This is a genomic window from Micromonospora sp. DT44, from assembly GCF_049841635.1.
Classification (GTDB): domain Bacteria; phylum Actinomycetota; class Actinomycetes; order Mycobacteriales; family Micromonosporaceae; genus Micromonospora.
In genome coordinates, this window is sequence record NZ_JBNCKS010000022.1 from 49193 (window position 1) to 71763 (window position 22571).

Annotated in this window: 24 protein-coding genes; 16 read left to right on the plus strand and 8 right to left on the minus strand. The window is 73.2% G+C overall.

Annotated elements, in window-relative coordinates; all coding sequences use genetic code 11:
- Nucleotides 1-59: 59 nt before the first annotated feature.
- A complete protein-coding gene (locus ACLQ25_RS14985; protein WP_425731477.1) occupies nucleotides 60-1145 on the minus strand; it encodes a DUF3866 family protein in 1086 nt (361 codons plus the stop codon).
- Nucleotides 1146-1195: 50 nt separating this feature from the next.
- Entirely contained in the window at nucleotides 1196-2188 is a 993-nt protein-coding gene (locus ACLQ25_RS14990) for a cation diffusion facilitator family transporter (RefSeq protein WP_425731478.1), read from the minus strand.
- Nucleotides 2189-2307: 119 nt separating this feature from the next.
- Here ACLQ25_RS14990 and ACLQ25_RS14995 point away from each other — a divergent pair, with 119 nt between their 5' ends.
- The 6 genes from ACLQ25_RS14995 to ACLQ25_RS15020 all read left to right on the plus strand — a co-directional run bounded on the left by ACLQ25_RS14995 (nucleotide 2308) and on the right by ACLQ25_RS15020 (nucleotide 7161).
- Nucleotides 2308-3306, plus strand: a complete 999-nt coding sequence (locus ACLQ25_RS14995) for a helix-turn-helix transcriptional regulator (protein ID WP_357119225.1) — start codon at nucleotides 2308-2310, stop codon at nucleotides 3304-3306.
- Nucleotides 3303-4364 carry a helix-turn-helix transcriptional regulator gene (locus ACLQ25_RS15000; protein ID WP_425731479.1) on the plus strand — a complete coding sequence of 354 codons (1062 nt, stop codon included), beginning with the start codon at nucleotides 3303-3305 and terminating at the stop codon, nucleotides 4362-4364. Before ACLQ25_RS14995 ends, ACLQ25_RS15000 begins: the two co-directional genes overlap by 4 nt.
- Nucleotides 4365-4374: 10 nt before the next feature.
- The gene (locus ACLQ25_RS15005) at nucleotides 4375-4620 is read left to right on the plus strand and encodes a hypothetical protein (protein ID WP_425731480.1); all 246 of its coding nucleotides are present in this window, start codon (nucleotides 4375-4377) and stop codon (nucleotides 4618-4620) included.
- A gap of 157 nt (nucleotides 4621-4777) precedes the next feature.
- A complete protein-coding gene (gene tatA / locus ACLQ25_RS15010) occupies nucleotides 4778-5092 on the plus strand; it encodes a Sec-independent protein translocase subunit TatA (RefSeq protein ID WP_355233542.1) in 315 nt (104 codons plus the stop codon).
- An 18-nt stretch (nucleotides 5093-5110) separates the two neighbouring features.
- Nucleotides 5111-6064: a twin-arginine translocase subunit TatC gene (gene tatC, locus ACLQ25_RS15015; RefSeq protein ID WP_425731481.1), complete on the plus strand. Its 954-nt coding sequence runs from the start codon at nucleotides 5111-5113 to the stop codon at nucleotides 6062-6064.
- Nucleotides 6065-6207: 143 nt separating this feature from the next.
- Nucleotides 6208-7161, plus strand: coding sequence for a diacylglycerol kinase (locus ACLQ25_RS15020; RefSeq protein ID WP_425731482.1), 954 nt, complete (start codon nucleotides 6208-6210; stop codon nucleotides 7159-7161).
- Here the strand turns inward: ACLQ25_RS15020 and ACLQ25_RS15025 are convergent.
- Nucleotides 7124-8035 carry an EamA family transporter gene (locus ACLQ25_RS15025; protein ID WP_425731483.1) on the minus strand — a complete coding sequence of 304 codons (912 nt, stop codon included), beginning with the start codon at nucleotides 8033-8035 and terminating at the stop codon, nucleotides 7124-7126. The genes ACLQ25_RS15020 and ACLQ25_RS15025 overlap by 38 nt on opposite strands.
- Before the next feature lie 143 nt (nucleotides 8036-8178).
- On the opposite strand from ACLQ25_RS15025, the gene ACLQ25_RS15030 reads away from it, so the two are divergent.
- Nucleotides 8179-8475, plus strand: coding sequence for a hypothetical protein (locus tag ACLQ25_RS15030; RefSeq protein WP_425731484.1), 297 nt, complete (start codon nucleotides 8179-8181; stop codon nucleotides 8473-8475).
- Complete coding sequence (locus tag ACLQ25_RS15035) at nucleotides 8472-8870, plus strand: hypothetical protein (protein ID WP_425731485.1); 399 nt, start codon at nucleotides 8472-8474, stop codon at nucleotides 8868-8870. The genes ACLQ25_RS15030 and ACLQ25_RS15035 overlap by 4 nt, the downstream gene beginning before the upstream one ends.
- A gap of 17 nt (nucleotides 8871-8887) precedes the next feature.
- On the opposite strand, the gene ACLQ25_RS15040 is transcribed toward ACLQ25_RS15035, so the two are convergent.
- Nucleotides 8888-9649, minus strand: coding sequence for an HAD family hydrolase (locus ACLQ25_RS15040; RefSeq protein ID WP_425731486.1), 762 nt, complete (start codon nucleotides 9647-9649; stop codon nucleotides 8888-8890).
- Between the two features lie 86 nt (nucleotides 9650-9735).
- Between ACLQ25_RS15040 and ACLQ25_RS15045 the strand changes: the two genes are divergently transcribed.
- Entirely contained in the window at nucleotides 9736-12537 is a 2802-nt protein-coding gene (locus tag ACLQ25_RS15045; protein ID WP_425731487.1) for a DEAD/DEAH box helicase, read from the plus strand.
- Between the two features lie 165 nt (nucleotides 12538-12702).
- Nucleotides 12703-13587: an MHYT domain-containing protein gene (locus ACLQ25_RS15050; protein ID WP_425731488.1), complete on the plus strand. Its 885-nt coding sequence runs from the start codon at nucleotides 12703-12705 to the stop codon at nucleotides 13585-13587.
- Nucleotides 13588-13609: 22 nt separating this feature from the next.
- Here the strand turns inward: ACLQ25_RS15050 and ACLQ25_RS15055 are convergent, their stop codons facing one another.
- Nucleotides 13610-13978 (minus strand): nuclear transport factor 2 family protein, encoded by a 369-nt coding sequence (locus ACLQ25_RS15055; protein ID WP_425731489.1) that lies wholly within the window; start codon nucleotides 13976-13978, stop codon nucleotides 13610-13612.
- A gap of 131 nt (nucleotides 13979-14109) precedes the next feature.
- Between ACLQ25_RS15055 and ACLQ25_RS15060 the strand changes: the two genes are divergently transcribed.
- The 6 genes from ACLQ25_RS15060 to ACLQ25_RS15085 all read left to right on the plus strand — a co-directional run bounded on the left by ACLQ25_RS15060 (nucleotide 14110) and on the right by ACLQ25_RS15085 (nucleotide 19434).
- Nucleotides 14110-14925, plus strand: coding sequence for a helix-turn-helix domain-containing protein (locus ACLQ25_RS15060; protein WP_425731490.1), 816 nt, complete (start codon nucleotides 14110-14112; stop codon nucleotides 14923-14925).
- 98 nt (nucleotides 14926-15023) lie between these two features.
- A complete protein-coding gene (locus ACLQ25_RS15065) occupies nucleotides 15024-15875 on the plus strand; it encodes a fumarylacetoacetate hydrolase family protein (protein ID WP_425731491.1) in 852 nt (283 codons plus the stop codon).
- On the plus strand, nucleotides 15872-16621 hold the full coding sequence (locus ACLQ25_RS15070; RefSeq protein ID WP_425731492.1) for an SDR family NAD(P)-dependent oxidoreductase: 750 nt from the start codon (nucleotides 15872-15874) through the stop codon (nucleotides 16619-16621). The genes ACLQ25_RS15065 and ACLQ25_RS15070 overlap by 4 nt, the downstream gene beginning before the upstream one ends.
- A gap of 19 nt (nucleotides 16622-16640) precedes the next feature.
- Nucleotides 16641-17396, plus strand: a complete 756-nt coding sequence (locus ACLQ25_RS15075; protein WP_425731493.1) for a (Fe-S)-binding protein — start codon at nucleotides 16641-16643, stop codon at nucleotides 17394-17396.
- 20 nt (nucleotides 17397-17416) lie between these two features.
- Entirely contained in the window at nucleotides 17417-18838 is a 1422-nt protein-coding gene (locus tag ACLQ25_RS15080) for a LutB/LldF family L-lactate oxidation iron-sulfur protein (RefSeq protein ID WP_425731522.1), read from the plus strand.
- Nucleotides 18820-19434, plus strand: a complete 615-nt coding sequence (locus tag ACLQ25_RS15085) for a LutC/YkgG family protein (protein ID WP_425731494.1) — start codon at nucleotides 18820-18822, stop codon at nucleotides 19432-19434. The genes ACLQ25_RS15080 and ACLQ25_RS15085 overlap by 19 nt, the downstream gene beginning before the upstream one ends.
- Nucleotides 19435-19436: 2 nt before the next feature.
- Here the strand turns inward: ACLQ25_RS15085 and ACLQ25_RS15090 are convergent, their stop codons facing one another.
- Genes ACLQ25_RS15090 through ACLQ25_RS15100 form a run of 3 tightly spaced genes read right to left on the minus strand, consistent with a single transcriptional unit; the run spans nucleotide 19437 to nucleotide 22481 of the window.
- The gene (locus tag ACLQ25_RS15090) at nucleotides 19437-19658 is read right to left on the minus strand and encodes a GntR family transcriptional regulator (RefSeq protein WP_425731495.1); all 222 of its coding nucleotides are present in this window, start codon (nucleotides 19656-19658) and stop codon (nucleotides 19437-19439) included.
- A complete protein-coding gene (locus tag ACLQ25_RS15095) occupies nucleotides 19658-22087 on the minus strand; it encodes a DUF4132 domain-containing protein (protein WP_425731523.1) in 2430 nt (809 codons plus the stop codon). Before ACLQ25_RS15095 ends, ACLQ25_RS15090 begins: the two co-directional genes overlap by 1 nt.
- 1 nt (nucleotide 22088) lies before the next feature.
- Nucleotides 22089-22481, minus strand: coding sequence for a hypothetical protein (locus ACLQ25_RS15100; RefSeq protein ID WP_425731496.1), 393 nt, complete (start codon nucleotides 22479-22481; stop codon nucleotides 22089-22091).
- Nucleotides 22482-22571 lie beyond the last annotated feature (90 nt).

Genomic DNA, 22571 nt, shown 5'->3' on the forward strand with positions numbered 1-22571 from the left:
CGGGGCGGAGCGGGGCGCGGGGGCCGGGTGGGGGTGGGTGGGGGTTGGGGGGTGGAAGGTTAGGGGACGTGGGTGGTGGCTTGGCGGCCGGCGGCTGCTGCCGCCAGGAAGTAGGCGTGGTCGGCGTCCAGGGGGCGGCCCATGGTGGACAGGGGGACGGGGCTGGCGCGCAGCGCGGCGTCGAGGCCGGCGGTGGGCACCTTCACGATCCGGTGCCGGGCCGCCAGCGGTGCCAGGGCGGCGTCGACCTCGGCCGCCAGGGCCGGGTCCAGGTCGTCGGGCACCACCAGCTCCGCCGGGGCGAGCGCCACCCGGCCGTACGCGGTGAGGCTGTGGTGCGACACGCCGTTGTGCCGGGGGCGGGGGTCGGCGTCGGAGATGCGCAGCGAGCCGACCGGCCGTCCGCCGAGCGTGGCGATCGCGTTGACCGCCTCGCCGACGGCGACGCCGGAGAAGCCCCACCGGGTGCCGGTGCCCAGGTTGCCGGGGCCCTGCGCCACGATCGCCACGTCGGCGCGCAGCACGTGGCGGGCGGCGAGCAGACCGCCGTGCAGGGTGGTGGCCTCGAGGTCGCCGCCGAACGCCTGCCCGACGCTGATCGTCCCGGCCAGCTCGTCGCGCAGCCCGGCCAGGGTGCGGGAGAACCAGGCCGGCAGCGCGCCGCCGTCGGTGAGCAGGTACGCGATCCGCGCCTGCGGAGCGTCGGCCCGGATGCCGGCCAGGATCGCCGGCAGCGCCGAGTGCAGGTCGGCGGTGACCACGGGCAGGCCGCCCAGGTCGTCGGCGTCGGCCAGCACGGCCCGGTGCGGGGACGCCTCCTCGTCGACACCGAGCAGGATCGGCTGCAACGGGGTGTAGCGGGCCTTGACGAGGTGCCCGGCGTCGCGGGTGTCGCCGGCGTCCGGCGGGTCCGGGGGGAGCCGGTCCGGCACCGCCACCACGAGGGCGTACCCGCCGGTGCCCAGCCCCATCAGCAGCGCGCCGGCGTTGAGCAGCACCCGGTCGCCGGGCTCGGGCGTGCCGACCAGTTCGGGATAGGCCAGCGCCCGCATGCGCGTGCCGTCGGGCAGGTCGACGTCGAGTTCCACCGCCCCGGTCCACTGCCGTCGCAGCGCCGCCACCGTCCCCGTACGCCATCGCACCATGACCGGCACGCTAGCCGCGCGGGCGCGGCGGACCGCGACCGGGTGCGATCTCAGGCCGGCGAGTCGCCGGGGTCTGCGGCCTGGGTGTGCCGGGCGTTTCCGGTGGCCCCGGGCTGCGAGCGGGTGGGGTCGAGGAAGACGAACCGGATCTCCGGGTAGCGCTCGGTGAGCCGCCGCTCGGCCTCGTCGGCGGTGGTCTCGATCTGCGCGCCGGTGGCCTCGTCGCGGAAGTCGACCTTCGCGGCGACGAGGATGTCGTCCGGGCCGAGTTGCATGGTCAGCAGGGTGTCGATGCGTTCCACCTCGGGCAGGCCGGCCAGTTCCTGCTCGATCTCGCGGCGCAGCCGCTCCGGGACGGCCCGGCCGACCAGCAGCGACAGGTTGTTGCTGGCGAGGATCCCGGCGACGGTCAGCAGCAGCAGGCCGATGAGGATCGACGCGACGCCGTCCCACACCTCGTCGCCGGTGGCGTGCGACAGGCCGATGCCGAGCCCCGCGAGCACCAGGCCGATCAGGGCCGCGCTGTCCTCCAGGAAGACGGCCTTGACGGTGGTGTCGGCGGTGAGCCGCAGGAACCGTCGCGGGGTGGTCTGCCAGCGCTCGGACTCGCGCCGGACCTGCCGGACGGCCCGTGCCAGCGAGATCGACTCGATGACGAACGAGACCGCCAGCACGATGTACGAGACGAGGTAGTCGCCGCTGTGCTCGTGCACGAGGATCGTGGTGACGCCGTGGGTGACGGCGAAACCGGCGCCGGCCACGAAGGTGAACATCGCGGCGAAGAACGCCCAGACGTAGCTCTCCTTGCCGTACCCGAAGGGGTGCCGTTTGTCGGCCGGTCGGGCACCCCGGCGCAGCGCCTGGAACAGCAGCACCTCGGTGGTGGTGTCGGCGACCGAGTGCGCCGCCTCGGACAGCATCGCGGCCGACCCCGAGATCAGCCCGGCGATCAGCTTGGCGACCGCGATGGCGAGGTTGGCGACGCCCGCGACGACCACGGTGCCGACGCTCTCGCTCTCGGTCTTCATCCCGGCTTGCGACATGAGGGCAACCCTATGGCCGGGGGCGGCGGCGCGCCGGGGGAGAGGCCCGATCCGAACAAGTGTGCGGCACGCCCGCGTGGGTGCACGATGCGGGCGCGTCGGCTGCTAGCGTCTACCGCGTGTCGCGGACCCGCACCGAACGCCTGGTCAACCTGGTGATCTGCCTGCTGTCCACGCGACGGTTCCTGACCGCCGCGCAGATCGCCGCGACCGTGCCCGGCTACGAGCATGATCCCGACGACGCGCGCGACCACGAGGCGTTCCAGCGCAAGTTCGAGCGGGACAAGGCCGAGCTGCGCGAGTTGGGCGTCCCATTGGAGACCGGCACGGCCAGCGTCTTCGACGCCGAGCCCGGCTACCGCATCGCCCACCGCGAGTACGCGCTGCCCGACATCCCCCTCGAACCGGACGAGGCCGCCGCCGTCGGCATCGCCGCCCGTCTGTGGCAGCACGCCGGGCTGGCCGCCGCCGCGTCCTCCGGGCTGGCCAAGCTGCGCGCCGCCGGGGTGGACGTCGACCCGCAGGCCACCCTCGGCCTGGAGCCGATGGTCACCGTCGACCCGGCGTTCGCGCCGCTGACCGCCGCCGCCCGGGACCGCCGGGAGGTGGGCTTCGACTACCGGGTACCCGACCGGGACGCCCCCAGCCGCCGCCGGCTCCAGCCGTGGGGCGTGGTCTGCTGGCGGGGCCGGTGGTACGTGGTCGGCCACGACCTGGACCGGGACGCCACCCGCTGCTTCCGACTCTCCCGGGTGGTCGGCGCGGTCCGGGTGACCGGCGCGTCCGGCGCCTACGAGCCGCCGCTGGGAGAAGACCTGATCAGTCACGTGGCCCGCTGGTCCGGGCCGGTGGAGCGGACCGGCCGGGCGACCGTGTTGGCCGCGCCCGGCCGGGCCGCCGGCCTGCGTCGCTGGGCGGTCGAGGTGACCGCCGGGCCGGACGGCGACCGCCTGGTGCTGCCGTACGCCGACCCGGACGGTCTGGCCGGCCACCTCGTCGGGTACGGGCCGGACGTACGCGTGCTCGACCCGCCGGAGGTCCGCGAGGCGGTCATCCAACGGCTCAAGGAGATCGCGGTCCGCCACGACGAGCTGGCGGTCTCCGGGGGTGCCCGGTGACCCGCCCGGCCGCCCGTGGCGGTTCCAAGACCTCCGCCGACCGGTTGGCGCGTTTGCTCAACCTGGTGCCCTACCTGCTGGCCCGACCGGGCATCGAGGTCGCCGAGGCGGCCGGTGACCTGGGTGTCACCGAACGGCAGCTCCGGGAGGACCTGGAGCTGCTGTGGGTGTGCGGGCTGCCCGGGTACGGCCCCGGCGACCTGATCGACATGGCCTTCGACGGTGATCGGGTGACCATCACGTACGACGCCGGTATCGACCGGCCGCTGCGGCTCACCCCCGACGAGGCCCTCGCGCTCGTAGTGGCGCTGCGGATGCTCGCCGAGACCCCCGGCGTCGCCAACCGGGACGCCATCGAACGGGCCCTCGCCAAGATCGAGGACGCCGCCGGTGACCTGGTGGGCGCGCCGGTAGCGGTCCGGCTCCCCGGGGACACCCGGCGGGTCGAGGCGCTGCGCGCCGCCGTGGAGAGCGGCCGGGCGCTGCGGATCACCTACTACACGGCGGCCCGGGACGAGACCACCGAGCGGGTGGTCGACCCGCTGCGGATGCTGATGGTCGGCGGCCGGGCGTACGTGGAGGCGTGGTGCCGGCGCGCGGAGGCGGTGCGGCTGTTCCGCGCCGACCGGATCGACGCGATCACCGAGCTGGACGAGCCGGCCGCCGTTCCGCCGCAGGCAGTCCCGCACGATCGCACCGAGGGGGTCTTCCGGCCGTCGCCCGACCTGCCGCTGATCACCCTGCGGATCGGACGCGGCGAGCGGTGGATCACCGAGTACTACCCGTGTGAGCGGGTCGAGGCCGGCGACGGTGACCAGTGGCTGGTCTCGCTGCGCGTGACCGATCTGGGGTGGGCGCGACGGTTCGTGCTCGGCCTGGGCCCGGACGTCACCGTGGTCGCCCCCGTCGAGCTGGCCGAGCAGGTCCGGGCGACCGCGTCCGCCGCGCTCGACGCGTACGCGGTGCCCGCGCCGGTGACGCGGCTGCCCGACGACCGCGCGGCCGCGGCCCCCGGCGCGCCGTCGGGCGATCCGGCGGTGGCCGGCCGCACCCAGTAGGCTGGCCGGCGTGCTGATCTGGATCGTGCTCGCGCTGGTGCTGCTCCCGCTCGTGGCGCTCGTGCTGGCCGTGCGCCCGGTGCTGGCCCGGCTGCCCAAGCTGCGCCGGGCCGCCGAGGCGTTGCAGCGCCGGGCCGGGGAGGCGGAGGCGATGCGGGAGACCGCGGAGGCGTTGCAGCAGCGCGCCGAGGGCGTCCAGCGTCAGCTCGACACCGCCCAGCAGCGCCTTGAGCTGATCAAGGCCAAGCGCGGCTGACCGCGCCGTCGGCCCATCTGGTTGACGGATCATCGCGCGTTGGTCAAGACTTCACCGGCCGGGCCGGACCACCACCACCCGGCGGGTGGCATCCCACCGATCCGCACGTACGATGGGCTGCGTACCACCCCCGGACACAGAGCGACTGGAGCTTCTCATGGGTGCCCTCAAGCCGTGGCACATCGCCGTTCTCGTGGTTGTGCTGATCCTGCTCTTCGGTGCGAAGCGGCTTCCCGACGCGGCCCGCTCGCTGGGTCGCTCGCTGCGGATCATCAAGGCCGAGACGAAGAGCCTGCAGGACGACGACCGCGACCTCGCCGAGAAGGCCGACGCGCAGGCCGGCTACCAGCCACTGCCGCCGCACGCCGGTCAGCAGGCGCCGTACGCCGGGCAGCCGCAGCAGCCGCCGTACCAGCAGGCGCCGGCGCAGCAGCCGGTCGTCGACCCGGTGCACCGCGTCCGCGACAACTGACCGAAGGGCCCTGGCACCGTGGCCTTCGCCCTGCGTAAGCGTGGCCCGAGCGAGTTCGAGCGGGCCTCCGACGGCTCGATGACGCTCATCGAGCACGTCCGCGAGCTGCGCAACCGTCTCTTCCGCGCCTCGATCGGCATCGTGGTCGGCTTCGGCTTCGGCATCTGGTTGGCCGGGCCGGTGCTGCACCTACTCCAGCAGCCATACTGCGATCTGCCCAAGGCCCGGTTGGCCAACGGCCTGTGCAACTTCGTTCAGCTCGGCCCGGCCGACCTGTTCCTGCTGCAGCTGAAGGTTGCGCTCTGGGTCGGGCTGATCGTGGCCGCGCCAATCTGGCTCTACCAGCTCTGGGCGTTCATCGCGCCCGGTCTGCACCGGCACGAGCGGCGCTACGCCTACGTCTTCACCGCTCTGGCCGCGCCCCTTTTCGCGGCTGGCGCTGTGCTGGCGTACTTCGTCACCTCGAAGGGCCTGGAGTTTCTGCTCAACGTCTCCGGTGGCGGGGACATCACAACGACGCTCGACATCACTCGGTACATCTCGTTCGTCACCAACCTGATCCTGCTGTTCGGGGTGGCGTTCGAGTTCCCGTTGTTGGTGCTGATGCTCAACTTCGTCGGCATCGCCAGCGCCAAGCGATTGCTCAGTTGGTGGCGGGTCGCGATCTTCGTGTTCTTCGCGTTCTCCGCCGTGGTCACCCCCACCCCCGACCCGTTCGGGATGACCGCCCTGGCCGTCTGCCTCTCCGCGCTCTACTTCGGAGCGGTGGGCATCGCGTTCATCAACGACCGGCGACGGGGTCGCGGCAAGGAGGTCTACGCCGGTCTCGACGACGACGAGGTCTCGCCGCTGGAGTTCGACACGGACCCGGTCGTGGCCGGGCAGCGGGTCGACGCGACCGCGCCGATCGGCGCTCCGGAGCCGATCGCGAAGCCGGCGCCGATCGAACGCCGTTACGACGACATGACCTGACGGCTCCGCGCCGCCGGATCTGCCGACGCCGTCCCCGCCATGTGGGGGCGGCGTCGCTGTGTCCGCCGTCGACCGAATCGAGCCGCCCGGTGGGCTGGGAGCGCTACCTCCGCACGATGAACATCAGATGTACGACGAGTACGGTGCTGGCCGTGACCGTGAAAGAGTTTCGGCCCGGACCGGCGGAGGACGCCGCGTCGGCCGCTGGCCCGGTGGCCGTGCTCGCCAACCCGACGGCCGGCCGGGGACGGCGTCGGGCCCTGCTGCCCCGGCTGCTGGGCGGGCTGTCCGCCGCCGGCCGGCCAGTGACGGTGCTGTCGGCGTCCACCCCCGATGAGGCGGAGGTGGCGTGTCGGACGGCGGTCGCCGAGGGCGCGGGCGCGCTGGTCGCGATCGGCGGAGACGGCACCGTGCACCGGGCGCTGCAGGCCGTGGCCGGCACCGACATCCCGTTCGGACCGGTGCCCGCCGGCACCGGAAACGACTTCGCGATCGACACCGGCTTTCCCGCCGATCCCGTCGCCGCCGTGGAAGTGATCGTCGAGGCGCTGCGGGCCGGCCGGAGCCGCGAGGTCGACCTGGCCCGGATGACCGGCGCCGACGGCACCGAGCGCTGGTACGGGGCGGTCCTCGCGGCGGGCTTCGACGCGATCGTCAACGAGCGGGCCAACCGGATGCGGTGGCCGCGTGGCCCCCGCCGGTACGACCTGGCGATCCTCATCGAGATGGCCCGCCTGAAGCCCCGGCGCTACACGATGCGCCTGGACGGGGTGCTGCACGAGATGGACTCGGTGCTGGTGGCGGTGGGCAACTGCCCGTCGTACGGCGGTGGGATGCGGATCTGTCCCGACGCCGACCCGACCGACGGGCTGCTGGACGTGGTGGTGGCCGGCCGGGCGGACCGGCGCACGATGATCCGGGTGAAGCCGCACATCTACCAGGGCACCCACGTCGAGCACCCGGTGGTGAGCAGCTACCGGGCCCGTACGGTGGAGTTGGCCGCCGACGGGATCGTCACGTACGCCGACGGGGAACGCTCGCTCAGCCTCCCGGTCTCGATCACCGCGGTGCCCGGGGCCCTGCGACTGCTGCGCTGACCCGTCCGGCGCCGATGCTGGCGGCGATGACCAGCACGATGGCGACACACTCCGACACGGTCAGCGCCTGGCGCAGCACCAGCCAGCCGGCGAGGGTGGCGACGGCCGGGCCGAGACTCATCAGCACCGCGAAGGTGGCGGTGGGCATCCGGCGCAGCGCCAGCAGTTCCAGGGTGTACGGCAGGCCGGAGGCGAGCACCGCGAGGGCCGCGCCGAACGCGAGCACCTGCGGGTCGAGCAGGACGGCGCCGCCGTCGGCGATGCCCAGCGGCAGGGTGACCAGCGCGGCCAGGGTGAGCGCGAGGGCGAGCCCGTCCGCGCCGGGGAACCGGCCGCCGACGCGGGCGCTGAGCACGATGTACGCGGCCCACATCGTGCCCGCGCCGAACGCGAACGCCACCCCGGCCGGGTTGAGCCGGTCGAAGCCGCCCTGCCCGAGCAGCGCCACCCCGGCCAGCGCGAGGCCCGCCCAGCACCAGCTCGCCAGCCGGCGGGCGGTGAACACCGACAGCGCCAGCGGACCGAGCACCTCAAGCGTCACCGTCGGTCCGAGCGGGATGCGTTCGATGGCCTGGTAGAACAGCGAGTTCATGCCGGCCAGGGCGAGCCCGAACGCGCCGACGGCGAGCCAGGCCGAGCGGTCGTGCCCGCGCAGTCGCGGCCGGCACACGAGGAGCAGCAACAGCGCCGAGATCGTCAGCCGCAGGGTGACCGCCCCGGCCACCCCGGTACGCGGAAAGAGCAGCGCGGCCAGGGCGGAGCCGAACTGAACCGACAGCGCCCCGCCGAGCACCAGCCCCACGGCGAGGACACCACCGTGCCGCTGTGGGGGCGCGTCGGCCGGTGTCGACGCAGGCAGGAGGGTGTCCGTCACGGCCCTGACGCTAGGCGGTCGGCCGAGCGGGATCTTCCGGGGGTGCGCTCGACGAACGCGAGCCGCTGGTGTCGCAAGCGCCCGAGCACCCGACACGCCGAAGGTGTTCGCCAATGCGGTGCTACCTGCGTACGGTCTCTGGTATGACCATCGCGATGCGGAAGCTGTCCATCTCCGTTCCGCCGGACGTGGCGGAGAGGCTGGAGCGCGAGGCCAACGCCAGCGCCTACATCACCCAGGCCGTTCGAGACCGGATGCGTCTGGACGCCCTGGATGCGGAGCTGGCTCATCAGGGCATCCAGATCACGGAGCAGGGTGTGGCCGAGGCGCGCGCCCGCCGTGCCGCCGTCGAGGCGGACTGGTCATCGGAGCGTCGTCGGGCGCTTCGGGAGCGGGCACGCCAACATACGCTGGAAGCTGCCGACCAGCCTGCCGCGTGAGCGCCGGGGAGGAGCGGCCGGTCCGACTCGTGCTGGATCGGTCGGCGCTGCTGGCGTACCTGGCGGGTTCGGTGCATGTCGGGGAGCCTCTGCACGAGGTCATCCAGGACCGCAACAGGTTCGGTGTAACTGTCGTGACCGTGGCGGAGGCCATGGCAATCGTCAGCGACCCGAAGGAACGAGCGACCCTGCACCGGCTGCTGACCCTGGACGCCTGTGCGGTGCTCTCTACCGAAGGGCGCTCCTGGCACGAGCTCAGCTACTGGCGGACGCTGACGGGTCGGGTTGATCTCGCCACCACGGCGCTAGCCGTGCTCGACCATGACGCCGCCATCCTGACCGGGGAGGACCGGTACGGCGACGGGGAGTTACCCGTCATCCCCATGCCGGACTGACGGTCCTCGAACGGGGATCAGGCGGGCAGCGCCAGGTCCAGGACCGCACCCAGCCCGTTCTCCCGGCCCGGCTCGGCGGCCGGCAGCACCAGCACCGCGCAGCCGGCGGCCACCGCGCCCGCGTCGGCCGGGCTGTCGCCGACCATCAGCGTCTGCTCCGGGTCGACGCCCAGCATCCCGCAGGCGCGCCAGAAGATCGCCGGGTCGGGCTTACAGCGCCCCACCTCGTACGACAGCACGAACGCGTCGACGAGGTCGGTCAACCCCCAGGCGTCGAAGTGGGGGCGCAGGTCGAAACCGATGTTGCTGACCACCGCGACGCGTACGCCGGCGTCGCGCAGAGCGGCCAGCGTGGGGGCCGTGTCCGGGTAGGGCACCCAGCCCTCCGCGAGGAGCAGACGCTCGTAGAGCGCGTCGGCCAAGCCCTCGATGCCGGCGTCCACGGTCTCGGCCAGCCCGGTGTACGCGCCCCGGTGGGCGTGCGGATAGAGGTCCCGGTCGGCCCACAGCTCGGCCAGGCGGGGCGGAACCCGGGCCGGTAGCGGGCCGCCCGCGCGGCCGGCGGTCAGCAGGCGGTCGGCCAGCGAGGTGGCGCGGACCCGGTCCAGGGTGACCCCACACGCCGCCGCGGCCTCCAGCACCCACTGCCGGGGCTCCTCCACCTGGGCCAGGGTGCCGTGGAAGTCGAAGAGCACCGCCTTCACGGGCCGTCGGGACGTCCGGCGGGCGGTGGCGCTGCCCGGCGGAGTGGTCTGGGGCGGTTCGGCATGGTCCGGCACGCCGTGCACCCTACCGACCCTCGCCGACAGCCCCGCCGGACGGCCTTGTGGGGTGCACTGTGCCGGCACGCACTAATCTTGGTGCCATGTCGAGCCCCGCTGAGCGGTACGCCGCGGCGCGCCGCCGGGCCGCGCAGGCCTCCGAGTTTCCGGCGCTGGACGAGTTCGCCCTGGACCTGGGGTTCGACCTCGACGACTTCCAGCGCGAGGCGTGTCAGTCGTTGGAGCGGGGCAGCGGTGTGCTGGTGTGCGCCCCGACCGGCGCCGGCAAGACCGTGGTCGGCGAGTTCGCCGTACACCTGGCTCTGCGGGGGCGGCCCGACGACCCGGCGGCGGCCGACGGCGCGACGCCGCCGACGACCCGGCGCAAGTGCTTCTACACGACGCCGATCAAGGCGCTGTCCAACCAGAAGTACCACGACCTGGTCGCCCGGTACGGCGCCGAGCAGGTCGGCCTGTTGACCGGCGACAACGCGATCAACGGCGACGCGCCCGTGGTGGTGATGACCACCGAGGTGCTGCGCAACATGCTCTACGCGGGTTCCAGCACCCTGCAGGGGCTCGCCTACGTGGTGATGGACGAGGTGCACTACCTCGCCGACCGGTTCCGCGGCGGCGTGTGGGAAGAGGTGATCATCCACCTGCCGGAGTCGGTCACCCTGGTCTCGTTGTCGGCGACCGTCTCGAACGCCGAGGAGTTCGCCGACTGGCTGGTCACCGTGCGCGGCGAGACCGCCGTGGTGGTCAGCGAGCACCGGCCGGTGCCGCTGTGGCAGCATATGCTGGTCGGCAAGCGGATGTTCGACCTGTTCCACGATGCCGACGCCGCCCGCAAGCACGACGTGCACCCGGAGCTGCTGCGCTACACCCGCGACACGATGCGTCGCCTGGAGCTGGGGGAGGGGCGCAGCGCCGGGCCGGGCTCCGGACGCCGAGGTCCCCGCTGGCGCGGCCCGATCCGCCCGGACATCGTGGACCGGCTGGACCGGGAGGGTCTGCTGCCGGCCATCCTGTTCATCTTCAGCCGCGCGGGCTGCGCCGCCGCCGTGCAGCAGTGCCTGGCCGCCGGGCTGCGGCTCACCTCGCCCGAGGAGCGCGCCGAGATCCGCCGGGTGGTCGAGTCCCGGGTCACCGCCATCCCCGGCGAGGACCTGACGGTGCTGGGCTACTGGGAGTGGTTGGACGGCCTGGAGCGCGGCCTCGCCGCCCACCACGCCGGCATGCTGCCGGTGTTCAAGGAGGTCGTCGAGGAGCTGTTCGTCCGGGGCCTGGTCAAGGCGGTCTTCGCCACCGAGACCCTCGCGCTGGGCATCAACATGCCGGCGCGCTGCGTGGTGCTGGAACGCCTCGTCAAGTACAACGGCGAGGCGCACGTCGACCTGACCCCGGGGGAGTACACCCAGCTCACCGGCCGCGCCGGTCGGCGGGGCATCGACGTCGAGGGGCACGCCGTGGTGGTGTGGTCCCCGGAGACCGACCCGCGCCACGTGGCCGGGCTCGCCTCCACCCGCACCTATCCGCTGCGGTCCAGCTTCCGCCCGTCGTACAACATGGCGGTGAACCTGGTCGGCTCGGTGGGCGCGGAGCCCGCCCGGGCGCTGCTGGAGTCCTCGTTCGCCCAGTTCCAGGCCGACCGGTCGGTGGTCGGCCTGGCGCGGCAGGTGCAGCGCAACACCGAGACCATCGAGGCGTACGGCGCGGAGGCCGCCTGCCACCACGGCGACTTCGACGAGTACTTCGCGCTGCGGGTGGCGATCGCCGACCGGGAGAAGGCCATCGCCCGGCAGGGGCAGAACCAGCGCAAGGCCGCGGCCGTGGCGTCGCTGGAGCGGCTGCGTATCGGCGACGTGATCCGTGTGCCGTCGGGCCGGCGGGCCGGTCTGGCCGTCGTGCTGGACCCGGCGACCGGCGGGTTCGGCGAACCCCGTCCGCTGGTGCTCACCCAGGACCGCTGGGCGGGACGGGTCAGCCCGGGCGACTTCACCACGCCCGCCGAGGTGCTGGCCCGCATCCGGGTGCCCAAGCACTTCAACCACCGCTCGCCGGCGGCCCGGCGGGACCTCGCCGCCGAGGTCAGCGGCACCGGCCTCGACCGGCACGGTGGGCGCCGCGGTGGCCGCTCCCGGCAGACGCCCGGCGAGGACCACCGGCTCAGCCAGCTCCGCACCGAGCTGCGTAACCACCCCTGTCACGCCTGCCCGGAGCGGGAGGAGCACGCCCGCTGGGCGGAGCGCCGACGTCGTCTCGAACGGGACACCGAGGAGCTGCGCGAGCGGGTGTCGGGGCGTACCGGGTCCCTCGCCCGGACGTTCGACCGGATCGTCGCGCTGCTGACCGAACGTGGTTACCTCGGCCGCGACGGCGCGGTCACCGACGCCGGTCGGATGCTCGGCCGGATCTGGACCGAGGCGGATCTGCTGGTCGCCGAGTGCCTGCGTCGACGCGTGTGGGACGGGCTCTCCCCGGCCGAGCTGGCCGCCGCGGTGTCCGTGGTGGTCTTCGAGGCGCGCCGCGACGTCGACGAGCGGGCGTCCCTGCCGCGCGGCCCGGTCTCCGACGCCGTGGACGAGACGCTGAAGCTGTGGGGCGAGATCGAGGCCGACGAGGCCGCCCGTGGGCTGACCGCGACCCGCGAGCCGGATCTGGGCTTCGCCTGGCCGGTCTACCGGTGGGCCCGGGGCGAGGCCCTGGCGAAGGTGCTCGGCAGTGGGCACGAGATCGACGGCGAAATGCCGGCCGGCGACTTCGTCCGGTGGGCGCGGCAGGTGGTCGACCTTCTTGGCCAACTTTCCGACTCTGGCGGCGCGTCGCCGGAGCTGCGTTCCATGGCCCGGCAGGCGATCGCGGCCATCAACCGGGGAGTGCTGGCGTACCACACCTCGGCCTGATGATCACTTTCGGTCAACCGGCCCGGTGAATCGACGCATCGGACGGTCACCGTGACGGCACCCCACGAATAGCCGGGGGGCGCTATTGCGCCTGCTCGGAGCACCCCTGATCATTGCCCAGGCGCTGTGCATACGCGCCGGTAACGAGTGGGGAGAAACATCGCCGTGGCGGACATCAATCACTTTGAGTACGGGTGGATCACGCCCGCGCTGAGCTACGCGCTGTCGGTGCTCGGGTCGGTCCTGGGGCTCGTCTGCGCCGGCCGCATCCGCACGGCCCGTACCGCCCGCCAGCGCGCCTGGTGGGGCCTCCTGGCCGCCTGGGCCCTCGGCGGCACCGCCATCTGGGCGATGCACTTCATGGCCATGCTCGGCTTCGCCGTCGACGGCACCCGCATCCGATACGACGTGCCGCTCACCGTCGCCAGCACCGCCATCGCGGTGGTTGCGGTCGGCATCGGCCTGGCCATCGTCGGCACCGGCCGGCTGAACCCGGTACGCCTCATCGCCGGCGGCGTGTTCACCGGCGCCGGGGTCGCCGCCATGCACTACACCGGCATGGCGGCGATGCGCCTCAACGGCAGCCTCAACTACGACACCATCCGGGTCGTCCTCTCCGTGGTCATCGCGGTCGTCGCCGCGACCGTGGCCCTGTGGCTCGCGATGACCGTCCGGCGCGGCCTGGCGATCTTCGCCTCCGCGCTGGTCATGGGCGTCGCGGTGAACGGCATGCACTTCACCGGCATGAGCGCCCTCTCGGTGCACCTGCACGAACGCTCGGGCGGAGTGACCGGTGCCGGGGTGAGCGCCCTGCTGGTGCCGATCGTCGTGGCGGTGATCTTCGGCGTGGTCGGGCTGCTCTACGCCCTGCTCGCCGCCCCCACCGACGACGACCTGGCCGCCGCCGCGTACCTGGACGCGCGCTGGACCCCGGAACCCACCCTGGCCGCGCCGGCAGCCGCCCCGGACCCGGTCGGGCTGCGCGCCCGCTCCACCCTCGGGACGCCCGGCACCCCGTTCCCGTCCCGCCGGGACAACCCGCCGCGCTGACTGCCCGCGCCGGGGGGACGGGTCAGGCCACCGGGACCCGGTCCAGGAAGCCGAGCACCTCGCGGAGCTGCCCGTTGCCGTCCAGCACGGCGACGTCGAAGCCCACGACCGGCGCCTCGACCCCGTCGGGCCCCAGCTCCCAGGTGAACCGGACCTGGTCGTGGTGGCCGTCGACCGGGCCGGCCAGCCGGAACGTCAGGCCGGGAAACTGGCCCTGCACGGCCGCGATCGTCGCGTCGATGGCGTCGCGGCCCTCGGCGACGGTGAGCGGGTCGACGTAGCGGGCGTCGGGGGCCCACACCTCGGCGATCTGGGTGCGGCGGCGGGCCGGGTCGGTCTCGTTCCAGATCGCGATGTACCGCTCGGCCAGCGCGTCGAAGCTCGTAGCCATGACTTCTCTCCTCATCGTCGGGCGGCGGTGGGCGCCGCTCTCGGGAGAGATGGTTGCGGTCGAGCCGGGGCGCTGTCGATTACGTCGGAGGTAATGGTCCGTACGTCGGCGCACTCACTAGGGTCGGTCGCGTGACGACGACCAGACCGGTGGGACGGGTCGGAGAGCTGCTGCGCGACTGGCGCCGGAGCCGTCGGATGAGCCAACTGGACCTGTCGATCGAGACGGGGATCTCGGCCCGACACCTGAGCTTCGTGGAGACCGGTAGGTCCCAGCCGAGCCCCGAGCTGATCCTGCGGCTGGCCGAGCAGCTCGACGTGCCACTGCCGGACCGCAACACGATCCTGCTCGCCGGCGGGTACGCGCCCGTCTACCCCCGCCACGAGCTGGACGACCCGGAGCTGGCGCCGGTGCGTGCCGCCGTGCGGCGGATCCTCGACGGCCACGGCCCGTACCCGGCGGTGCTCATCGACCGGCACTGGCAGCTCGTGGAGGCCAACCCCGCAGTGGCGTTGTTCACCGAGGGCGCGGCCCCGCACCTGCTCGTTCCTCCGGTAAACGTCCTGCGGCTCAGTCTGCACCCCGACGGCATGGCTCCGCGGATCGGCAACCTGCCCGAGTGGCGGGCGCACCTGCTCACCCGGCTGCGCCAGACGACCGCCGCCACCGGCGACGCGGCCCTGCATGAGCTGCACGAGGAGCTGCGGGGCTATCCCGGCGACAACGGCCGTTCGCCGGCCATCGACGACCCGGTCTCGCGGGTCGCCGTCGGGCTCCGGTACCACCACCACGGCCGGGAGCTGTCCTTTCTCAGCACCACCACCGTGTTCGGCACCCCGCTGGATGTCACAGTCGCCGGGCTGGCCGTCGAGTCGTTCTTTCCCGCCGACGCGGCGACGGCGCGTGCCCTCGGCGTCCGGGGCAGCGACGAGGTCCCACCGAACTGACCGAGGTGATCCCGCCGTGCGGGCGGCGAGGTGTGTCGGTGTTGAATGCGGGGGTGTCCGCCACCCCCGCGAGTCAACCGGACACAGAGGAGGGTGAGATGAACTTCCAGCGCCTCGGCCCGAGCGGCCAGGAGATCCCGGTCGTCGAGCGTGACGGTACGACCTTCGACCTGCGGCCGCTCACCGCCGACCTGGACGGGGCGTTCTGGGCGTCGGACGGGATCGCGCGGACGCGCGGCGCGCTCGACCGGGGCGAGCTGCTCGAGCTGCCCGGGGCCGCGTCGCTGCGGGTGGGCGCCCCGGTGGCGCGTCCGGCGAAGATCGTCTGCATCGGACTCAACTACCGCGACCACGCGGCGGAGACGGGCGCGGCGCTGCCCGCCGAGCCGGTGGTCTTCATGAAGGACCCGATGACCATCGTCGGGCCGTACGACGACGTGCTCGTTCCCCGTGGCTCGACCAAGACCGACTGGGAGGTCGAACTCGCGGTCGTCGTCGGAACGACCATCCGGTACGCCGAGTCTCCGGAGCAGGCCCTGCGCCACGTCGCCGGGTACGCGGTGTCGCACGACGTCTCCGAGCGCGCCTTCCAGTTGGAGCGCGGCGGCCAGTGGGACAAGGGCAAGAGCTGCGAGACCTTCAACCCGCTGGGGCCGAGTCTCGTGCCGGCCGACGAGGTCGACGATCCGCAGTCGCTCGCGCTGCGCCTGTGGGTCAACGGCGTGCTCCGCCAGGACGGGTCCACCGCCAACATGATCTTCCCGGTGGCGCACGTGCTCTGGTACCTGAGCCAGTTCATGGTCCTCTACCCGGGCGACGTCATCAACACGGGAACGCCGGCCGGGGTCGCGCTGGGTCTTCCGGATCACCCGTACCTGCGCGCCGGTGACGTCGTGGAGCTGGAGGTCGCCGGCCTGGGCCGGGCACGCCAGACGCTGGTGGCGGCATGACCGCGGAGTTCGCCGGGCTGGCCGCGATCGTCACCGGCGGCTCGTCCGGCATCGGACGCGCCACCGCCGTGGAGTTGCGCGCCCGGGGCGCCCGCGTGGCCGTCCTGGACCTCGACCCGAGCGGGCTTGACGACGACATCGCCGGCATCACCGCCGACGTGTCGAGCCGGCCGTCGGTGGAGGCGGCGGTCGCCGAGGCGGCCACCGTGCTCGGCGGCCTCGACGTGGTGGTCAACAACGCCGGCATCGGCGCGACCGGAACCGTCGCCGACCAGGGCGACGACGAGTGGCACCGGGTGCTCGACGTCAACGTGGTCGGCATGGCCCGGGTAGTCAGCGCCGCGCTGCCCTGGCTGCGCCGCTCGGAGCACGCCTCGGTCGTCAACATCTCGTCCATCGCTGCGCTCAACGGGCTGCCGGGCCGCGCGCTCTACTCGGCCAGCAAGGGCGCCGTGCTGTCGCTGACCCTCGCCATGGCCACCGACCACGTCCGCGAGGGCATCCGGTTCAACTGCGTCTGCCCCGGCACGGCGGACACGCCGTGGGTCGGGCGGCTGCTCGCGCAGGCGGACGACCCGGCGGCCGAGCGGGCGGCGCTGCGGGCCCGTCAACCCATCGGACGGCTGGTCACCCCGGAGGAGGTCGCCAACGCGATCCTCTACCTCGCGTCACCCCGATCGGCGTCGACCACGGGTACGGTGTTGGACGTCGACGGTGGGGTCACCCACCTGCGGGTCCGACCGTGACGACGGGCGGGGGTGTGCCGTGCGGATCGCGCTCTTCGTGACCTGCCTGGCCGACACCATGTTCCCGCAGGCGGCCACGGCGACCGTACGGCTGCTGGAACGGCTCGGCCACGAGGTCGTCTTCTCCACCGAGCAGACCTGCTGTGGGCAGATGCACGTCAACACCGGCTACCGGCGCGAGGCCGTGCCGCTGGTGCGCCGCCACGTGCGCACCTTCGACAGGTACGACGTGATCGTTGCGCCGTCGGGCTCCTGCGTCGGGTCGGTCCGGCACCAGCACGCGATGGTGGCCCGGCAGGCGGGCGACGAGGGTCTGGCCGACCGGGCCGAGTCGGTGGCCGCGCGGACGTACGAGTTGTCGGAGCTGCTCGTGGACGTGCTCGGCGTGACCGACGTGGGCGCGTACTACCCGCACCGGGTCACCTACCATCCGACCTGCCACTCGCTGCGGATGCTGCGGGTGGGCGACCGGCCGCGACAGCTGCTGCGCGAGGTGCGCGGCCTCGACCTGGTCGAGTTACCGGCGGCGGAGCAGTGCTGCGGCTTCGGTGGCACGTTCGCCGTGAAGAACCCGGAGACGTCCACGGCCATGCTGGCGGACAAGATGCGCCACGTGCTGGACACCGGCGCCGACGTGTGCGCTGCCGGCGACGTGTCCTGCCTCATGCACATCGGCGGTGGCCTGTCACGGCTGCGCACCGGGGTGCGTACCGTGCACCTCGCCGAGATCCTGGCGTCGACGGAGACCAGCGGCGCAGCGGCGGCCCGGTCGTGACCCGCCGGACGTTCCTCGGCATGCCGGCGACCGCGCCGCCCGGCGTGGGGCACCTGCGCGGCGACGAGTCGTTCCCGACCGCCGCGCGGCGCAGCCTGGCCGACCCGCAACTGCGGCGGAACCTGCGGCACGCCACGACGACGATCCGGACCAAGTCCGGATCGGTGATCGCCGAGCAGGCCGACTGGGAGCAGTTGCGCGCGGCCGGCGCGGCCATCAAGACCGACACCCTGCACCGCCTTCCCGAGCTGCTGGAACAGCTCGAGACGAAGGTCGCGGCGGCCGGCGGTGTGGTGCACTGGGCGGCGGACGCGATCGAGGCCAACCGCATCGTCACCGACCTCGTCCAGGCGACCGGCGCGGACCGCGTCATCAAGGTCAAGTCGATGGCGACCCAGGAGATCGGCCTCAACGAGGCCCTGGAGGCGGCCGGGATCACCGCCGTCGAGACCGACCTCGCGGAGCTGATCGTGCAGCTCGGCGACGACCGGCCGAGCCACATCCTGGTACCCGCGATCCACCGCAACCGCGCCGAGATCCGTGAGATCTTCCTGCGCGAGATGCCCGGCGTCGACCCCGCGCTCACCGACGACCCGACGGCCCTGGCGGCCGCCGCGCGCCGGTTCCTGCGCCAGACCTTCCTGAGTACGCCGGTGGCGGTGTCCGGCGCGAACTTCGCCATCGCCGAGACCGGCACCCTCGCCGTGGTGGAGTCCGAGGGCAACGGCCGGATGTGCCTGACCCTGCCGGAAACCCTCATCACCGTCATGGGCGTGGAGAAGGTGGTGCCCACCTGGCGTGACCTGGAGGTCTTCCTCCAACTCCTGCCGCGCGCGTCGACGGGGGAGCGGATGAACCCGTACACCTCGATGTGGACGGGCGTCACCCCCGGCGACGGGCCGCAGGCGTTTCACCTGGTCCTGCTGGACAACGGGCGCAGCGCGGTGCTCGCCGACGAGGTGGGTCGGCAGGCGCTGCGGTGCATCCGCTGCTCGGCGTGCCTCAACGTGTGCCCGGTCTACGAGCGCGCGGGCGGGCACGCGTACGGGTCGGTGTATCCCGGGCCCATCGGGGCGGTGCTGTCTCCCCAGCTCACCGGCATCGAGGACAATGCGTCCCTGCCGTACGCGTCGACGCTCTGCGGCGCCTGCTACGACGCCTGCCCCGTGAAGATCAACATCCCGGAGTTGCTGGTGCACCTGCGCGCCGAGGCCGTCGAGGCGCGACAGCGACCCACGGCCGAGTCGATCGCGATGGCCGCCGCCGCGTACACCATGGACCGACCCCGGCTGTACGCGGCCGGGCAGCGCGCGGCCCGGCTGAGCCGGCTCGCCGGTCGGCGGGGTCGAGGTCTGCCCCCGCCGCTGAACGGCTGGACCGCCAGCCGGGACCTGCCCGACCCGCCGGCGCAGACGTTCCGCGAATGGTGGGCCGATCGGTGAACTCCCGCGACCTCGTCCTCGGCCGACTGCGCGCCGCGCTCGCCGGCAGTCCCGCCGATCCGGTGCCGGTGCCGCGCGATTACCGCCGGACCGCCGACGCGGACCTCGACCAGCTGGCGCAGCGACTGACCGACTACCGGGCGCAGGTGCACCGGGTTCCCGAGGCCGCCGTCGCCGACACGATCGCCGACATCCTGCCGGCGGGCGGCACGGTCGTCGTACCCCCGGGTCTGCCCTCCGCCTGGCTGCCGCCGACGGTGACCGCGCTGCCCGACGACGGCCTCGACCACGCGCGGATCGGCGCGGCGGACGCCGTCGTCACCGCCGCCGCGGTCGCCGTCGCCCAGACCGGGACCGTGGTCCTCGACGGCTCGCCCGACCAGGGACGCCGTGTGCTCAGCCTGCTGCCGGACCTGTACATCTGCGTGGTCCGCGCCGACCAGGTCGTGGCCACCGTTCCCGAGGCCCTGGCCCGGCTCACGCCGCAACGCCCGCTGACCTGGATCAGCGGGCCGTCGGCCACCAGCGACATCGAGCTGATCCGCGTCGAGGGCGTGCACGGCCCCCGCCGCCTGCACATCCTCCTGCTGCCCTGAGGTCAGGACTCTGCTACGTAGACGCCCTTACCGGGATGTCCCTCGATCGACCCGCGATCTTTGAGGATCGTCATGACCCGGTTGATCGTGGAGATGTGCACGCCGTGCTGTTCGGCCAGCTCCCGCGTGGACGGTAACTTCTCGCCCGGCGCAAGCTCTCCGGACTTGATCTTTTCGGCTATCTCGTTGGCGATGCGCCGGTAATCTACTCGCTCGGTCGGCATCAGCCGACCTGCGCGGGTCGGAGTTGGCTCAGGACGGTGGGGTCGGTGATGCGGTCGTCGGCGGCCAGCATGATCGCCTTGGACAGGATCGTGGCGAGCATGGCGTCGTCGTCGAACGGCAGGTGCAGGCGGCCGGTCTGCTGACGTGCCGCCACGATGCACAGGTACCTGTCGTCGGGCTCCATCATGATGTTGCCCGACCCGAGGTGGATGCGGTACGCGCGCAGGTTGCCCCGCACCCGCAGGTACCGCTCCGCGAGGTCCACCCGGTCGGCGATGGCCATCCGGGGCAGCAGTCGGGCGAGCGCGTCCCCGCGTACCTGCGCGGACGGGGTCAGCTCCGCCACCGCCGTGCGGTGCCAGTAGGCGGAGAACCGGTCCTCGCCACGGTCCGCCCACTGTGGATCGGTGGCGATCGAGGTGACGCCGACGAACAGGTCCACGTCGCGCATGGCCTCGGTGAACACCAGCGGGGGCACGTCGATGATCTGCGCCGGTTGCCACGTCTTCCCGTCGTGTCGGGCGAAGCGCACCTGGTCGGTCGAGCAGTACTCGACGTCGTGGCGGCGCTCCTCCGGGTCGTTGACGAGCGCGTGGTGGAAGGACGCCTGCCACGCGCCGCCACCGAAGACCTTGGTGGCCTCGCTGTCGTACCCGCCGTCCCACGTGCCCAGGTAACCCGCCTGCCAGCCACGGGCGCGCATCAGGGCGTTGGCCTGCCGGTAGCGCAGGATGTGCGCGGCGAACCGGTTGGAGTAGGTCTCCGTCTTCTCCTCGGCCGGCGTGCGCAGGTAGACCTCGCGGAACGCCTGTTTGAACGGCTGCGTCAGGCCGGCGTCGACCAGGTGGGCGCGCCAGGCCAGCACCTCGGCCGTGTCGGCGCGGGCCGGATGCCACAACCGGACCGATCCGTGGCCGAGGGCGTGGCCGTCCCGGTCGACCATCGTCCACCCGTCGCGGTTCCGCCGGGGTAGGCCGGCCGTCCAGCGCTGGCCGTCGGTGCTGGTCTCCCACAGCAGACTCCGCGCGTAGGTCGCGGTCACCGGGTGGTCGAGCAAGCGCGACGACCAGTCGGGGTACGACCAGACGCGCTCCTCGGACAGCAGCCCCTCCACCCGCTGCCGCTCGCTGACCAGCGTCGCGCCGACCCGCTTGACCAGACTCCGCAACTCGGCGAGATCGTCCTCGTGGGACTGCTTCACCTGCGCCGGAACGCCCTTGAGGCTGGCCCCGTCGCGGGCGAAGACCAGGCGTGCCCGCTCGCCCACGATCTCGACCGTCGCCTCGTACGGGCCGACCGCCCGGCGCAGCCGCCCGTCCGGTCCGAGACCGTGGTCGTCGACGGCCAGCTCCATGACCTCGCTGAGCGACCAGCCGCGTCGGGCCCCGAGCTGGGTCAGCGCGGTCTGGACCCGGCTCCGCACCGCCTTGTTGCGGACCGTCACCGCGAGGCGGGCCAGCGTACGCAGGGGCACGTCGCCGTCCCGGTCGGCCAGGAGTCGTACCGCCGCGATGGCCGTCCGTGGGGCGTACGGGAATCCGGCGGCCTGGCGGGGTGCGGCGGCCGCGCCGGCGGTGGCCCGGGCCAGTAGCTCCGTCGCCCGCTCGTCGCGCTCGCGGGACAGCGCCCAGACCAGCCCGCGCAGGAGACGGTCCGTGTCGTCGTGGACGCTCCGCCCGTGGGCGGTGAACGCGTCGAGGAGCTGGCGGACGACCTGCCGGCCGCCGTGTGCGGCCACGAGCAGTTCGTCGAGGCGGCGCAGCCACTTCGCGGTCGCCGCCGGTTTGTCCAGCGCGGCGCAGTGCTCCAGCAGCTCCGGCACGCCCGGCGCGACGAGGTCGGCGCCCAGGTCGGCGCGGACAGTGGGCCCGAAGCTGTCCCCGTCGTGCAGCAGCCACGCCGGCAGGCGGCTGCCGGTGGCGCGGTCGATGGCCTGGCCGAGCAGCGTGACGGTACGCCGTCGGGTCGCCGCCGCGATGAAGTAGTCGTCGAGCAGCTCGCTGCTCAGGGCGGACAGCGCCGGCACCAGGTCGGCCAGCTCGGCGGCCGTCAGGCGCGGCGCGATCAGGGCGGGTAGCTCCAGGTCGGTGCCATCGTCGACGCCGCCTCGGCGAGCGACCACGTCCAGGCACCACAGCAGGTCCGCCCGCGTGAAGGGGACATCCTCGGTGGCGAGGTTGGGCAGCACCCCGCTCATCCCGGACGTCGATCCCCGGTGCAGGGCCAGGGCGGCCCGGCGGCGCTCCTCGGCCGGCCACGCCCGTACGGTGGCCCACTCCGGCAGGTTCGTCACCGACGACACCCAGTAGTTCGCGCTGGCAGCGCGCAGCAGCGTGCGGATTCGTTCGTCGGCCTCGGCGAGACCGGTCTCCACCTGCCGCCGGTCCGCATCGCTCAGGTGGGGGAGCAGCGCCGTCCAGTCGCCCATGTCAGCCACCCACCAACGCGACGAGCCGGACGAACGCCACGTCGGGATCGGTTCGCAGGTCGATCTCCTCGTCGAGGTCGTCGACCTGGTGATCACCGATCAGCAGCAGGAAACCGTTGTGGGCGAACGCGGCACAGGCCCGATCCGCCTGCGCCTCCCAGTCGAGCCGCCGGCCCGGGGCGACCCGGTAGCCGTTCAGCGTGGCCTCCGTGTCGGTCGGCTGCACCAGGCCCCGGAAGTGCCGCGGCCGCTCGGCGTTGAACCGCGCCACCTCCTCGCGGACCCGTAGCCGAACCAGCTCCCGCGCGGAGATCCGCTCCGGCAGGCCCGTCAACGGCCAACGGTCGACGGCTCTGCCGGTCGCCGTCTCGTCCCGAACGATCACCGTGACCATGCGTTGCGCTCCTCGCCCTCAGGTGAGCGGCAGCATGGCACGGCCGTCCGACGAAAACGCGCCCCCCAGCGCGTCAGGTCAGCCGCTAGT

Coding starts and splice junctions, on each gene's coding strand:
- ACLQ25_RS15100 (WP_425731496.1), bottom strand. CDS start 22,481: ATGGTCACGGTGATCGTTCGGGACGAGACGGCGACCGGCAGAGCCGTC.
- ACLQ25_RS15065 (WP_425731491.1), top strand. CDS start 15,024: ATGAACTTCCAGCGCCTCGGCCCGAGCGGCCAGGAGATCCCGGTCGTC.
- ACLQ25_RS15055 (WP_425731489.1), bottom strand. CDS start 13,978: ATGGCTACGAGCTTCGACGCGCTGGCCGAGCGGTACATCGCGATCTGG.
- ACLQ25_RS14985 (WP_425731477.1), bottom strand. CDS start 1,145: ATGGTGCGATGGCGTACGGGGACGGTGGCGGCGCTGCGACGGCAGTGG.
- ACLQ25_RS15070 (WP_425731492.1), top strand. CDS start 15,872: ATGACCGCGGAGTTCGCCGGGCTGGCCGCGATCGTCACCGGCGGCTCG.
- ACLQ25_RS15085 (WP_425731494.1), top strand. CDS start 18,820: ATGGTGGGCCGATCGGTGAACTCCCGCGACCTCGTCCTCGGCCGACTG.
- tatA (WP_355233542.1), top strand. CDS start 4,778: ATGGGTGCCCTCAAGCCGTGGCACATCGCCGTTCTCGTGGTTGTGCTG.
- ACLQ25_RS15045 (WP_425731487.1), top strand. CDS start 9,736: ATGTCGAGCCCCGCTGAGCGGTACGCCGCGGCGCGCCGCCGGGCCGCG.
- ACLQ25_RS15030 (WP_425731484.1), top strand. CDS start 8,179: ATGACCATCGCGATGCGGAAGCTGTCCATCTCCGTTCCGCCGGACGTG.
- ACLQ25_RS15095 (WP_425731523.1), bottom strand. CDS start 22,087: ATGGGCGACTGGACGGCGCTGCTCCCCCACCTGAGCGATGCGGACCGG.
- ACLQ25_RS14990 (WP_425731478.1), bottom strand. CDS start 2,188: ATGTCGCAAGCCGGGATGAAGACCGAGAGCGAGAGCGTCGGCACCGTG.
- ACLQ25_RS15080 (WP_425731522.1), top strand. CDS start 17,417: ATGCCGGCGACCGCGCCGCCCGGCGTGGGGCACCTGCGCGGCGACGAG.
- ACLQ25_RS15090 (WP_425731495.1), bottom strand. CDS start 19,658: ATGCCGACCGAGCGAGTAGATTACCGGCGCATCGCCAACGAGATAGCC.